Source organism: Halopseudomonas nanhaiensis (assembly GCF_020025155.1).
Lineage (GTDB): Bacteria > Pseudomonadota > Gammaproteobacteria > Pseudomonadales > Pseudomonadaceae > Halopseudomonas > Halopseudomonas nanhaiensis.
Genome location: NZ_CP073751.1, coordinates 2,674,629 through 2,688,571 on the forward strand (window position 1 = coordinate 2,674,629; position 13,943 = coordinate 2,688,571).

Consider the following 13,943-nt stretch of genomic DNA (forward strand, 5'->3'; position numbering starts at 1 on the left):
GTTGACGTGCGCTGCAGGTGCCGGGGGCGGCGTGGGAGCAGCAAACCAGAGGCATACATTAAAGAAACGTCAGGGTGGCGGCAACTCGACGCTGCTCGACTGCGCCACGCTTGGCGCAAACGGGCATTCAGGACGGTTGCTGGCATGGTCGTGTGCGAAGCGAGTTGGTACACTAGGCCGCTAAATTTATCTCGGCCGTCGGCGACGGCCAGACCTTCCGAACTTCTCCACCGAGAGCCGCCCATGAGCAACCAGTCCCCGTCCAAACCCTCCATCAGCTACAAGGACGCCGGTGTCGATATCGATGCCGGCAACGCCCTGGTCGATCGCATCAAGCACGTCGCCAAGCGTACCTCGCGGCCGGAAGTCATGGGCGGGCTGGGCGGGTTCGGTGCGTTATGTGAAATTCCGGCAGGCTACCGGCAGCCGGTGCTGGTATCGGGTACCGATGGTGTCGGCACCAAGCTGCGCCTGGCGATGGATCTGAACAAGCATGACAGCATCGGCATCGATCTGGTGGCCATGTGTGTCAACGATCTGGTGGTCTGCGGCGCCGAGCCGCTGTTCTTCCTCGATTACTACGCCACCGGCAAACTCAACGTGGACGTGGCCGCGCAGGTGGTGGAAGGCATCGGTCGCGGTTGTGAGCTGGCCGGGTGCGCGCTGGTTGGCGGCGAAACCGCCGAGATGCCCGGGATGTACGAAGGCGACGACTACGATCTGGCCGGCTTTTGTGTGGGCGTGGTCGAGAAATCCGACATCATCGATGGCAGCAAGGTAGGCGCGGGCGACGTGCTGATTGCCCTGCCCTCCTCAGGCCCGCATTCCAACGGCTATTCGCTGATTCGCAAGATCATCGAAGTCTCGAAGGTGGACATTCAGTCCGTCTCGCTCGACGGGCAGCCGCTTACCGAATTGCTGATGGCTCCTACGCGGATCTACGTAAAGGCCTTGTTGCAACTGATCAAACAGACGGGCGCGGTCAAGGCGATGGCGCATATCACCGGCGGCGGTCTGCTGGAAAACATCCCGCGGGTTCTCCCTGAGGGCGCGATTGCCAGCATCGACCTGTCCAGCTGGGAGCGTCCTGCGGTGTTCGACTGGCTGCAGGCCCAGGGCAATGTTGACGAGAAGGAAATGCACCGCGTACTGAACTGCGGCGTAGGCATGGTCATTTGCGTCGCTGCGGATCAGGCCCAGACAGCCCTCCAGGCCCTGACCCAGGCGGGGGAACAGCCATGGATCATTGGCGAGATTCACTCTGGAGCCGATTCGGACGAAGCGGTCATCCTGCGCAACGGTCGCTGATCGCGTGAGCTGTCGCGTCGTTGTACTGATTTCCGGATCCGGTAGTAATCTTCAGGCGCTGATGGACCAGGCCGATCCCGAGCTGTGCCAGATTGTCGCCGTCGTCTCCAACCGCCCCGGGGTGCTGGGGCTCGAGCGCGCACGCCGTCAAGGGATCGAGACAGCCGTACTCGATCACACCGGCTATGCCGATCGCGACAGCTTCGACCGGGCGCTGGTCACACTGATTGATGGCTACCGTCCGGATCTGGTCATTCTCGCGGGCTTCATGCGCATCCTTACCCCCGCTTTCGTCGCGCATTATCATGCCCGGCTATTGAACATCCATCCGTCGCTGTTGCCGAAATACAAGGGCCTGAACACCCATCGGCGCGCGCTCGAAGCCGGCGACCAGGAACATGGAGCCACTGTTCACTTCGTTACCGAAGAACTGGATGGTGGTCCCCTGATCCTGCAGTCAGCCATTCCGATCGTAGCCGGGGACACGCCCGAAGCTCTGGCCGCCCGGGTGCAACAGCGAGAACATCTGCTATATCCCCGAGTGATGAACTGGTTCGCCGCTGGCCGACTACAATTGCATAACGGTCGCGCTTGTCTGGATGGTGACCCCATCGGCCCGAACGGTTTAAGGCTGGAAAACACGGAATTCGACATGCGAGAGATGCCCGATGCCTGAGCGCCGCAATCACCGTTTTGCAAGCCGTCCGGTGCGCTGGACTCTGTTGTTACCCCTTCTACTGAGCAGCGCCCTGACCATGGCGCAGGATCTCGTCCCCTTCACCGCCAGCTACGCCGCCGACATGCGCAAGATTCCGGTAAATGGGGAAGCCACACACAGCCTTACACGTGCGGAAGACGGCAAATGGCGCCTCGACTTCAGCGCCGGCATGTTTGTCGCACGTCTCAGCGAGAAGAGCGTCCTGCGTGTCGAGGATGACGCCATCGTGCCGTTGACCTATCGCTATCAGCGGCGGGGTCTGGGCCGGGGGCGTGAAACGCTGCAATTCTTCGACTGGGAATCAGGCGTCGTGACCGGCGAACACAAGGGCGAGCCGTTCACGCTCCCCACGGAACCCGGTCTCCTCGATCAGACCACCTATCAGCTTGCGCTGCAGCGTGACCTGGCCGCTGGCAAGCAGGATATGACCTATCGCGTCGTCGACGGCGATGACATCGACGAATATCGCTTTCGCGTGGTAGGTGAAGACCGCGTGACTACGCGCGTCGGACAATTCGATACCATCGAGGTCGAGCGGGTTCGCGAACCGGACTCGAAGCGGGAAACGACCCTGTGGTTTGCCAAGGACTGGCAATATCTGCTCGTGCGCCTGAATCAGATCGAAACCGACGGACAGGAATACCAGATCGTGCTCAAGGATGCGGTGGTCGACGGTGAACCGGTTACAGGCATTCCGGTCGGCGCCCAGTAACGGTTGACAGGCATAAAAAAACCGCGCCTGAGCGCGGTTTTTTTATGCCTGATTCAAGCTCAGGACCTGGTGAAACGCTCGCCCGCTTCGGCACGCTTGACCAGACCCGCCGCCGGCTTCCAGAACTCACCCTGGTCGGCTTCGAACTCGCGAATCTTCGCCAGGACCTTATCCAGACCCAGGCTGTCGGCGTAGGCCATCGGACCACCGCGCTCAGCGGGAAAGCCGTAACCGAAGCGATAGACCCGGTCGATATCCTCGGCGCTCTCAGCGAAACCTTCATCCAGAATGCGCGCGCCTTCGTTGACCAGTGCCAGGATGCAGCGTTCGACGATCTCGTCATCACCGATATCGCGCTGCGTGTAGCCGGCTTCCTCGGCAACCTCGCGGGCCATCATGTCGGTTTCCGGATCATGAATCGCCTGACGGCTGCCCGGTTCGTACTTGTAGAAGCCGTGGCCGCTCTTCTGACCGAAGCGCTCCATCTCGCACAGCTTGTTGTCGAGCCATACGACAGGCTCGCCGCGGCCGACGCCGGCCAGTTGGCGCGAGCGCCAGCCAAGGTCGACACCGACAACGTCGTACATGCGATATGGACCCATGGCCATGCCGAAACCCTGCAGCGCTGTATCGATCTGCCATGGTGTGGCGCCCTCGAGCATCAGCAGGCGCGCCTGACGGGAGTACTTTTCCAGCATGCGGTTGCCGATGAAACCGTGGCAGTTGCCGGCCAGGACTGCTTCCTTGCCGATCTTCTTGCCGACAGCCAGGCAGGTATCCATCACATCCTGCGCAGTGGCCTTGCCGCGCACCACTTCCAGCAACTTCATGATGTGCGCGGGGCTGAAGAAGTGCAGACCGAGTACCTGCGACGGACGCTGGGTAGCAGACGCTATTTCGTCGATGTCCAGATAGGAGGTGTTGGTAGCAAGGATCGCTCCCTGCTTCACCGCCTTGTCCAGATCCGCGAAAATCTTCTTTTTCAGATCCATGTTTTCGTAGACGGCTTCCACCACCAGATCCATGTCATTCAGATCGTTGTACTGCTGGGTAGTGCTTACGCGGTCGACACGTGCCTTGGCTTCGGCCTCGTCGAAGCGCTGCTGAGCTACCGAGCGCTTGTAGACGTTACGAATCTCATCGACGCCCTTCTCCAGCATTTCCGCATTGACGTCGAGCCAGGTCACCGGGTAGCCGGCGTTGATGAAGTTCATGACGATACCGCGACCCATGGTACCGGCGCCGATAACGCCGACACGCTTGATATTCTCGAACGAAGCCATGGTTGTTTGCCTCCTGAAAAGGATGAACGTGACTGCGGAGCAGTCGGACCGGTGCGACCTGCAGGTCGCACCGACGGGGACGCATACCTTACGCAAATCCGGAACCGCTTTGAACACGTAGCCTGAGTATCAGCCGTATTCACGTTGTGAATGCACAGTCAGCGTGCCGTGATACGGCGCAGACCGCTGGTAGCGTCGACCTCGCAATAGTCGGTCGATCGGATACAATCCGCGCGACAAGGGTTACCGATAAACGCATTGCATCCAGTAGTTCAATGTATCGACCAGGTAGACGTACCTTTGCAGGCGCGCTCGTGTGCGTCCTGCTTGCATTCACCTCACTGCTTGACGCTGCGCCCGCCTCCTTCGAAGCGGCCAAGGTGCTCGCTCGCCAGCAGGTATGGCACGACCGCAATCAGACCGGCAGCTTCTATTGCGGTTGCGACTGGGAGTGGGCCGGGCGCTCCGGTGGGCGCGTGAACCTGGAAAGTTGCGGCTATGTGATTCGCGCCCAGGTCAACCGCGCCGTGCGTATCGAGTGGGAGCACATCGTTCCTGCTTCCCTGTTTGGCCAGCAACGACTGTGTTGGCAGCAAGGCGGCCGCCCCAACTGCAAGCGGGTCGATCCGCTGTTCAATCTCATGGAAGCTGACTTGCACAACCTCGCACCCGCCATTGGCGAGGCGAATGCCGATCGAAGCAACTATCGCTTCGCGATGCTTCCTGATACGCCCTACAACCACGGCCAGTGCCCGATAAAGATCTCGTTCATACAGCGCGCGGTCGAACCGCGTGACGAGATCAAGGGGCTCATCGCGCGGGTCTATTTCTACATGCATGATCGTTACGATCTGCGCCTGTCGCGTCAGCAGGAACAGCTGTTGATGGCGTGGAATCTACGCTACCCGCCGGACGCTTGGGAGCTTGAGCGAGATCGGCGGATCACAGCAATCATGGGCCATGGGAATGCGTTCGTGCGCGGCGAACGGGCCTGGCTACCGGGGCATCGCAACACGGCAGAAGGCGTGCGGCGCGGCAGCCCGGCGCAAGTATCCAACGAAGCGGCCCGGCGCCCGGTGATCGGCAACAGCCGCAGTCGGGTTTATCACCTGCCAAAGGGGTGTCCGAGCTATTCCAGCGTCAGTGCCGGCAATCGCATAGCTTTCAACGAAGAGGCGCAAGCCATTCGCGAGGGATATCGCAAGGCGGGGAACTGCAGGTAGATCGCAACGGGACGGTCAGACCGGATCGATAGCGGAACGCCCCGTTGGAAGCACCTCCCATTCCGGTTCCTCGAACTCGCCTACCAGGCGGAACTCGCAAAACCGGGCGTGCTTGGCCATGATCGCCCGCACCATTTCATCGCGGTTGTCGTCCTTCGCGTCGCGGGCTCCCTTGGACTCCCAACTGGCAATGGCGAGCAGCGTGTCCGGCTCGCCGATCTTGCGATGCAAGCGGGTGCCCAACGCCCCAGGCGTCTGCTGGATGACCTCACTGGCCCTCACCCAGGCTTCGGCGTATTCCTCCACCGTGTAACCTGGCTTGACGCGAACCTCGAAGACGAACTTCATCCACCGCTCCCGTGTTTACTGTATCGGTAGCGAGTTGGACTTGATTCTTACCGTATCGTTTACCGCTCGGGAAAGTTCTACCTGAGTGAATGGCTTGGCCAGGCGGGGCAACGTATCGGGCAGCCCACCATGGAACTCGGCAAAGCCGCTGACCAGCAACACCGCAAGCGTCGGTCGCTCGGTTTCGAGAATGGCGGCAAGCCTGCTTCCGCTCATCGAAGGCATGGCTTCATCGGTTATGACCAGGTCAGGCGAACGACCCGCACGAATCAGCGCCAGCGCCGTGATGGCCGACGAGGCAAGCTGGACGACGTGTCCCAGATCCTCGAGCATTGCCGCCGTGTTGGCGAGAACCAGGGAGTCGTCGTCCACCACCAGAATATTCAACGGCGCAGGCGGCCCAAGGGAATCCGGGGCAGTATCGAGTGCGTCGTCCTTCGCCGCGACGCTTTGCTGGGCGGTGGCAACGGGGAGCCACAGCTCTACCGTAGTGCCCTGCCCCGGCTCGCTCTGCAGCACCAGCCGTCCACCCGATTGCTCAGCCAGACCCTGCGCCATGGACAGGCCGAGGCCAGTGCCCTTGCCGATGCCCTTGGTGGTGAAGAACGGCTCGGTGGCACGCGCCAGCTCATCAGCATCCATGCCCGTGCCGTTGTCGCGCACCGTCAGGCAGATGAATTCATGGTTCACGGGCGCAATCGAACTGACCGCCTGTCGAACGAAGCCGGCGCCGATGCGCACCGTCCCGCCATCAGGCATCGCGTCGCGCGAGTTGACCACCAGATTGATCAGCACCAGTTCGAGTTGATTGGCATCGACGAAGGCGTTGGGCAGGTCACGGGGAACTTGCATCTCGATATGCACAGTGGGGCCGACGGAGCGCTGAAGCAGATCGCTCATGCCTTCCAGCAGGTCGGCGAGCGAGACCGGAACCGGCCTCAGCTCCTGCTTGCGCGCGAAGGCGAGCATACGCTGTGTGAGCGTCACGCCGCGTTTGGCGCCCTGCACCGCGTTCTCGATGAGCGACCGCGCCCGCGCATCGCCCCCCAGCCGCTTTTGCAACAGTTCGAGATTGCCGACTACCACCGCGAGCAGGTTGTTGAAGTCATGGGCGACCCCGCCAGTCAGCTTGCCGATTGCTTCAAGCTTCTGGGCCTGACGCAGCGCCTGCTCTGCGAGCCGCCGCTCGGTCACGTTGTTGAGCCCACCCAGCACGATGAAACCGGTATGGTCACGTTCGACACGTCCGGAAGCCAGCACGTCGATCAGCGTGCCGTGCGCGGTGACCATCTGGTACTCGGCATCGTGAATGACGCCGGTGTCCAGCAGATGCGGCCAGTCATCATGGATCGCCTTGTGCGCGGAGACCTCGGTCATGAATTCCGACAGCCTGCGCCCGATCACCTGCTCGTGTTCGAACCCCATCAGCTCCAGCCAGGACTCACTGACGTAGCGCAGCCGTCCGGCGCCATCGAGCTGATACAGCGGCAGCGGCGTACGGCTGTAAAGCGAGCGGAAGCGTTCCTCGCTCTGACGCAGGGCCTGGGTCTCCCGCTCCGACATGCTCGCCAGGCGGCGGTCGTACATCGCTGCGATCAACGCGAGAAACAGGATAAGGAAGGTTGAAGCGATGACCGCCAGCGCCAGCGCGAACAGGTCGAAGCTGTTGGAATCCGGTACTGGCAGCGTCCCGTCGACCATCTCGAATATGGCGCCATGCATCGCCGAATAATGCATCCCCGAGATGGCGAAGCCCATGGCAACGGCAGCGATCAGACGGACCGCCACACCTGCAGCGCGCGCCGACAGCCAAAGAGCGACCGTCGAGGCGCCGATGGCAATGGCGAGCGATACCACCACCCAGTCGCCGTGGTAGCTCAGATGAGCATGCATGGTCATCGCCGCCATACCCAGATAGTGCATGGCGCCGATGCCCAGGCCCATGAACAGCCCGCCCGGCAGCAATGTAGTCAGCCCCGATCCGTTGCGCAAGACCGCAGCGAAGGCAATCGCGGTAACGGCAATGGCGACCAGCAACGACATCAGCGTGAGCTGAAAGTCGTAATGCACCTCCAGACCGGAAATGGTGAAGGCCAGCATGCCGACGAAGTGCATGGCCCAGATCCCACCCCCCATTGCCAGCGCAGCCGTGGCCAGCCAGACATGGCGAGCCGAGCCCACGGCGACCCGCGCACGCGTTGCGAGGTCTAGCGCAGTGAAGGCAGCCGTAATGGCGATCAGGATGGATAGACAGACCAGAGCGCCGTTATGGGATCCAGACATGTGTTTCTCGGGAGGGACTACGAGCCAGCCGTGGCGGCTACTCTGGAGCGCTAGCCTACGACAAATCCAGCCATAGATGAAATGCAATCATCGCATGCGTGATCCGGTTCTACAGAATGTGCCCTCAGCGCAGCAAAACGTAGGCAAGCGCAGCGGCCAGTACGGCGGATACGCCTTGCCAGACGGCAACCGGATTACGCTGCAGCAGCGGCGGCCGGCTGCGATTGACGAATGCCGGATTGGGCTGACGCAGGTCGTACAGAAATTCCGACAGCTCAGCGTATCGCTTGGCCGGATTGGGATGTACTGCCCGACGCAGCACCTCATCGACCCACGCGGGTATGTCGCGCGTGTCGCTGAGCACCGACCGATAGACCAGCCGGTTCTGCGCGGCGCGGTTATGCGCTCGGGCAGCGTGCGCGCCGTAGGGCAACTTGCCGCACAGCATCTGATAGGTGATCACGCCCAGTGAGTACAGGTCCGACCGCGGCGTACCCACTTCGCCCAGGAAGTACTCAGGTGCGGCGTATTGTGCGGTGCCAAGTCGCAGCTCCTGCGCCGCCGGGTTCATCTCGGCGATCCCGGCCACACGCGCAGCACCGAAATCGATTATCTTCACCGTGCCGCTGTGATCAATCATCACATTGGCCGGGCGCAGATCCTGATGCAGCATTTCCAGCCGGTGAAACGCGCGCAATCCCCTGGCGATCTGTTCGACGATGCCACGTACGGCTTCAAGACTCGGCTGCGGATGATCGAGCATCCATTGCGCCAGAGTCTGGCCTTCGACGTACTCGTTGACCGTGTAGAGATGGTTGCGCCGGCGACTGGGCGCGATTGATTTGAGTACATGTAGAGCGTTGATGCGCCGCGCGATCCACTCTTCGGTCAGAAAGCGCTCAAGGTGCGCTGCATCATGCTGGAGATCCACCGATGGCGCCTTGAGTACCACGTGGCCACCGTGCTCCGGATCGACCGCCAGGTAGACATGGCTTCTGCTGCTGGCATGGAGCGTCCGGACGATCCGATAGCCATCCAGAATCGCACGCGGTTCCAGCACCGGCGGCAATGGCAGATCGGAGAGCTGGCGAATCTCTTCTGCATTACCGGTCGCCAGGCTGTCGATCCGCACCACCTGAGCGGTGAGATTGTCATCGCTACCCCGCTCGATTGCCCTGCTGACCAACTGTCGCATCGCCTGGTCCAGTTCGCTTGATGCGCTGCCCAGCGTCGTTGTAATGAAGTCTTCGGGCAGCCACTCGTAAACCCCGTCTGTCGCCAGCAGAAACAGATCGCCGGGTTCGACCGGCACACTGTGGTAATCGATCTCCAGATGCGGGTTGATGCCCAGCGCCCGGGCGAGGTAGCTCTTTTCCCGTGATACCCAGAAGCGATGGTCGTTGGTCATCTGTTCCAGACGGGCATCACGCAGGCGGTAGATTCGCGCGTCGCCGATATGAAACAGATGCGCTGTGGTGGACTTGATGACCACAGCGCTGAAGGTGCATACGTAGCCCTTGTCGCGCTCGTAGCGGTACTGGCTCTGGCGCGTTTGCGCATACAGCCAGGAATTGATCGCCACCAGCACGCGCTGGGCGGATTTCTTGACCGACCAGGTTTCCGAGGTGCAGAAGTAATCCTCTAGGAAGCCGGTCACTGCAGCCTGGCTGGCGATGTGGCTGACATCGCTGCTGCTGATGCCATCGGCCAGCGCCACGGCGACGCCCTTGGCCGTCAATTGGGGCTCGCGCGGCAGATAGGCGCCGTGAAAATCCTGATTGGCCGGTTTGCGACCCTTGTCCGAGTACTGACCGACGCTGACACGCAGCTGCGAGGGGCTACCAAGCCCCCCGCTTCCCGATTTCTCATGGGCAATCTGCTGCATGCCGGTCAGCTCAGCTATAGCTTCGTTTCGGCGCGGTACGCACGTGGGTGGCATACAGCGTCAGGCCGGTGAAGGCCAGGCCGCCGACGAGGTTGCCCAGCGCGGTGGGGATTTCGTTCCACAGCATGTAATCCATGACGGAAAAATCGCCACCCAGAATCATCGCCGACGGAAACAGAAACATGTTGACCACCGAATGCTCGAAGCCCATGTAGAAGAACAGCATGATGGGCATCCACATGGCGATGGCCTTGCCGCTGACGGTAGTGGAAATCATCGCACCTACCACGCCCATCGACACCATCCAGTTGCACAGCATGCCGCGCAGAAAAATGGTCGCCCAGCCAGCGGCGCCATATTCGGCGTAGCCCAGTGTCCGGTCTTCTCCAATGTGCGAGATGCGGGCGCCAATCTCGCCAGGATCAACCGAAAACCCGTAGGTGAAGACGAACGCCATCATGAACGCCACCACCAGCGCACCGGCGAAGTTACCGAGAAACACAAGCCCCCAATTGCGCAACACACCGCCAACGGTCACGCCAGGACGCTTGTCCAGCAGCGCCAGCGGCGCCAGCACGAACACGCCGGTAAGCAGATCGAACCCCATCAGATAGAGCATGATGAAACCAACAGGGAAGAACGCCGCGCCCAGCAGCGGCGATCCGGTTTGCACGGTGATCGACACCGCGAACACAGCGGCCAGCGACAGAATGGCGCCAGCCATGAAGGCGCGGATCAGCGTATCGCGCGTGGACATGAAGACCTTCGACTCACCGGAGTCGACCATTTTTGTCACGAATTCAGACGGCACCAGATAGGACATGTGAATACTCTCGTTTCAGAAAATCGCGTTATGCCGCACTGGCCTTAGGCCAGGCCGACCTCAACCACATCGCCCATCAAGCGGACCGGCCAGACGCGCAGCGCCTGCTCGGGGAATTCCACACAGCTTCCGTCGTCGAGACGGAAATGCTGTTTATACAACGGCGAGGCGACCACCAGATCACCCTGCAGCTGGCCGACGATGCCGCGGCCGATGACGTTGGCACCGGATCTCGGATCGCGATTTTCAATGGCGAAGATCTGCTCGCCGTTCTCCGTGGCGGGTAGATAAAACAGCGCAACCTGCCGGCCTTCCAGCCAGGCGACCACGCCCGAGTTGGCAACCAGATCCGCGCGCTTGCACAGCGCCCGCCATGGTCCGGACATCTGAGCGGCAATGGCAGTGGGAGTGCGGGCAGCTTCGACTCGTGCGGCTTGTATCGGGCTCATCAGGCGATTTCCTCGGCTTTGATCAGGTGAAGTTCGGAAGCATGTACGGGCCGGCGCTGGCCGCGCTCCTTGACGAAATGGATGTCCGGATCGCTGCGTTCGTCGTTGACGAAGGTGCGGAAGCGCTTGAGCTTTTCCGGGTCCTTGAGCGCGTTGGCCCATTCGCATTCGTAGCGATCCACGACCAGTTGCATCTGGCTTTCCAGTTCCTGGGCCAGCCCCAGGCTGTCGTCGATGATCACTTCCTTGAGGTAGTCCAGGCCGCCATTGAGCGATTCACGCCATACCGACGTGCGTTGCAGCTTGTCGGCAGTGCGCACGTAGAACATCAGAAAGCGGTCGATGTAGCGCACCAGCGTGGCGTCATCGAGATCAGTGGCAAACAGCTCGGCATGCCGAGGGCGCATGCCACCGTTACCTGCCACGTACAGGTTCCAGCCGTTTTCGGTGGCGATCACGCCTATGTCCTTGCTCTGCGCTTCGGCGCACTCGCGGGTACAGCCGGAAACGCCGAACTTGATCTTGTGTGGCGAACGCAGGCCCTTGTAGCGATCCTCCAGACGTAGCGCCATGCCGACGCTGTCCTGGACGCCATAGCGGCACCAGGTACTGCCGACACAGGACTTGACCGTGCGCAGCGACTTGCCATAGGCGTGACCGGTTTCAAAGCCGGCCGCTATCAGCTCGGCCCAGATGTCCGGCAGTTCATGCAGCTGCGCGCCGAACAGGTCGATACGCTGGCCACCGGTGATCTTGGTATAGAGGTCGTATTTCTTTGCCACCTGACCGAGGACGATGAGTTTGTCAGGCGTGATCTCGCCACCCGCAATTCGCGGCACGATGGAGTAGGTGCCGTTCTTCTGCATGTTGGCCATGAAGGTGTCATTGGTGTCCTGCAAAGGAATCAACAGCGGATCGGTAATCGGCTGGTTCCAGCATGAGGCGAGAATCGAGCCCACCGCCGGCTTGCAGATATCGCAGCCGACATGGCCGCGGCCATGCTTGGCCAGCAACTCGTCGAAGCTCTGTATGTTCTCAACCCGCACAATGCCGTACAGCTCCTGGCGGGTATACGCGAAATGCTCGCAGAGGCTCTTGTCGACCTCCACACCCCGCGCAGTCAACTCATGTTCGAATACCTGCTTGAGCAGCGCGCTGCAGCCGCCGCAACCCGTCGCTGCCTTGGTCTGACCTTTGAGCTCGCCGAGGTCGGTGCAGCCGGCATCCACCGCACAGCAGATCGCGCCCTTGGTAACGTTGTGGCAGGAACAGATGGTCGCGGTATCCGGTAAGGCATCGGCACCGAGGGTCGGCGTACCGTCGGACATCGGCAGGATCAGGCTGGACGGATCGGCCGGCAGCCTGATGCCGTTCTGCGCATACTGCAGCAGCGTGTCGTAGTAGCTGTTGTCGCCGACCAGGACAGCGCCGATCACATGCTTGCCGTCCGGCGCTACGACCAGCCGGCGATAGGTGGAGGTAGCTTCGTCGATAAAGCGGTAACTCTTGGCACCGGGTGTCGCCGCCTGCGCATCGCCGATCGAACCTACGTCCACACCCAGCAGCTTGAGCTTGGTCGACATGTCCGCACCAGTGAACGGCTCATAGTCGACATCCGCCAGCTGCTTGGCCAGATTACGCGCCATGGTGTAGCCCGGCGCGACCAGCCCGAAAATGCTGCCGTTCCACGAAGCGCACTCGCCGATGGCATAGATAGCCGGATCGCTGGTGCGGCAATGATTGTCTATCAACACCCCGCCGCGCTCGGCGACATCCAGGCCACTGGCGCGAGCCAACGCATCCTGCGGCCGAATACCCGCAGAAAATACGATCAGATCGGTTTCCAGAAACTCGCCGTCATTGAAGTTCATGCGATAGGCGAACTGCTCTCCCGTCACAATCTCCTTCGTCGCGCGTGACAGGTGTACCGACACACCGAGCTGCTCGACGCGCGCCTTGAGGGCGGCTCCACCGTCAGTGTCCAACTGAACCGGCATCAGGCGTGGCGCGAATTCGACCACGTGCGCTTCCAGCCCGAGGGATTTCAATGCGTTGGCCGCCTCCAGACCAAGCAGACCGCCACCTACCACGACCCCCCGGCGTGCGGAAGCCGCCGCCGCACGGATGCCGTCCAGATCTTCGAGGGTCCGATAGACCAGCCGGGAGTTGCCCTCGGCGCCCGCGATCGGCGGCACGAATGGGTAGGAGCCAGTGGCCAGTATCAGCTTGTCGTAGGCGTAGCGGCCCTGACCCGTGACGACTTCCCCGCGCTCACGGTCAATCTCCACGACCTGGATGCCGAGATGCAGATGCACGCCGTTGCAGTGATAGAAGTCGGCATCGCACATTGCCAGCGACTCGGCGTCGCGGCCACCGAAGTACTCGGAGAGGTGTACGCGGTCGTAGGCACGCTGCTTTTCCTCGCCGAACACATGAATGTCATAGCGGGTCAGCGCGCCCTGCTCGATCAACTGCTCGACGCAGTGGTGGCCAACCATGCCGTTGCCGATGACGATCAATGTCTCGCTCTTGATCGAAGTAACGTGGGAGTTCATAGCCATTCCTCTGTCGAAGCCAGCGCCGGCGTGGCCGACTCAAAACGAAAAAGGCGCCTGGAATCCTCGCGGACTCCAGGCGCCTTTGCCTGAAATTCATTGATTGTTCAGCAACGTCAGGCCTCATCGCCTGTATTGCTGGCCCCGTGGCGGTCGCCTTTGACCTGGGACGACCTGCGAAACACATCGCAGGCCTGGTTCGTATCAAGCAACGCGTGTGCCAAAAGTGGCCGACGCCCCTTAAAAGCCGGGCGAGCAAGCAGCAGACGTCAGAGAAGCAGCGGGATAGAAGCCTCTAGCAGCTGGCAAGAAAGAGTCGGCTGAGCGGCTCGGCGATGGCGACGAGCGTCCAGACT

11 protein-coding genes are annotated in these 13,943 nt (G+C 61.3%); 4 read left to right on the top strand and 7 right to left on the bottom strand.

Annotated elements, in window-relative coordinates:
- Positions 1–243 precede the first annotated feature (243 nt).
- From purM to KEM63_RS12145, 3 genes are read left to right on the top strand one after another with little or no spacing between them, the layout of a single operon-like run.
- Positions 244–1,308 carry a phosphoribosylformylglycinamidine cyclo-ligase gene (gene purM / locus KEM63_RS12135; protein WP_223651992.1) on the top strand — a complete coding sequence of 355 codons (1,065 nt, stop codon included), beginning with the start codon at positions 244–246 and terminating at the stop codon, positions 1,306–1,308.
- 4 nt (positions 1,309–1,312) lie between these two features.
- Positions 1,313–1,984, top strand: coding sequence for a phosphoribosylglycinamide formyltransferase (purN, locus tag KEM63_RS12140; protein ID WP_223651994.1), 672 nt, complete (start codon positions 1,313–1,315; stop codon positions 1,982–1,984).
- Positions 1,977–2,738: a DUF3108 domain-containing protein gene (locus tag KEM63_RS12145; protein ID WP_341481919.1), complete on the top strand. Its 762-nt coding sequence runs from the start codon at positions 1,977–1,979 to the stop codon at positions 2,736–2,738. Before purN ends, KEM63_RS12145 begins: the two co-directional genes overlap by 8 nt.
- Positions 2,739–2,797: 59 nt before the next feature.
- On the opposite strand, the gene KEM63_RS12150 is transcribed toward KEM63_RS12145, so the two are convergent.
- A complete protein-coding gene (locus tag KEM63_RS12150) occupies positions 2,798–4,021 on the bottom strand; it encodes a 3-hydroxyacyl-CoA dehydrogenase (protein ID WP_223651995.1) in 1,224 nt (407 codons plus the stop codon).
- A gap of 275 nt (positions 4,022–4,296) precedes the next feature.
- Between KEM63_RS12150 and KEM63_RS12155 the strand changes: the two genes are divergently transcribed.
- Positions 4,297–5,244 carry an endonuclease gene (locus tag KEM63_RS12155; protein ID WP_423747802.1) on the top strand — a complete coding sequence of 316 codons (948 nt, stop codon included), beginning with the start codon at positions 4,297–4,299 and terminating at the stop codon, positions 5,242–5,244.
- 15 nt (positions 5,245–5,259) lie between these two features.
- Here the strand turns inward: KEM63_RS12155 and KEM63_RS12160 are convergent, their stop codons facing one another.
- The 6 genes from KEM63_RS12160 to nirB form a co-directional block, all read right to left on the bottom strand.
- Entirely contained in the window at positions 5,260–5,592 is a 333-nt protein-coding gene (locus KEM63_RS12160; protein WP_223652000.1) for an antibiotic biosynthesis monooxygenase family protein, read from the bottom strand.
- Between the two features lie 15 nt (positions 5,593–5,607).
- The gene (locus KEM63_RS12165) at positions 5,608–7,875 is read right to left on the bottom strand and encodes an MHYT domain-containing protein (RefSeq protein WP_223652002.1); all 2,268 of its coding nucleotides are present in this window, start codon (positions 7,873–7,875) and stop codon (positions 5,608–5,610) included.
- Positions 7,876–7,999: 124 nt separating this feature from the next.
- Positions 8,000–9,760, bottom strand: a complete 1,761-nt coding sequence (locus KEM63_RS12170; RefSeq protein ID WP_223652004.1) for a bifunctional protein-serine/threonine kinase/phosphatase — start codon at positions 9,758–9,760, stop codon at positions 8,000–8,002.
- Positions 9,761–9,770: 10 nt separating this feature from the next.
- Positions 9,771–10,583: a formate/nitrite transporter family protein gene (locus tag KEM63_RS12175; RefSeq protein WP_223652005.1), complete on the bottom strand. Its 813-nt coding sequence runs from the start codon at positions 10,581–10,583 to the stop codon at positions 9,771–9,773.
- A 44-nt stretch (positions 10,584–10,627) separates the two neighbouring features.
- A complete protein-coding gene (gene nirD / locus KEM63_RS12180; protein ID WP_423747803.1) occupies positions 10,628–11,032 on the bottom strand; it encodes a nitrite reductase small subunit NirD in 405 nt (134 codons plus the stop codon).
- Entirely contained in the window at positions 11,032–13,587 is a 2,556-nt protein-coding gene (gene nirB / locus KEM63_RS12185; protein WP_223652008.1) for a nitrite reductase large subunit NirB, read from the bottom strand. The genes nirD and nirB overlap by 1 nt, the downstream gene beginning before the upstream one ends.
- Positions 13,588–13,943: the final 356 nt, after the last annotated feature.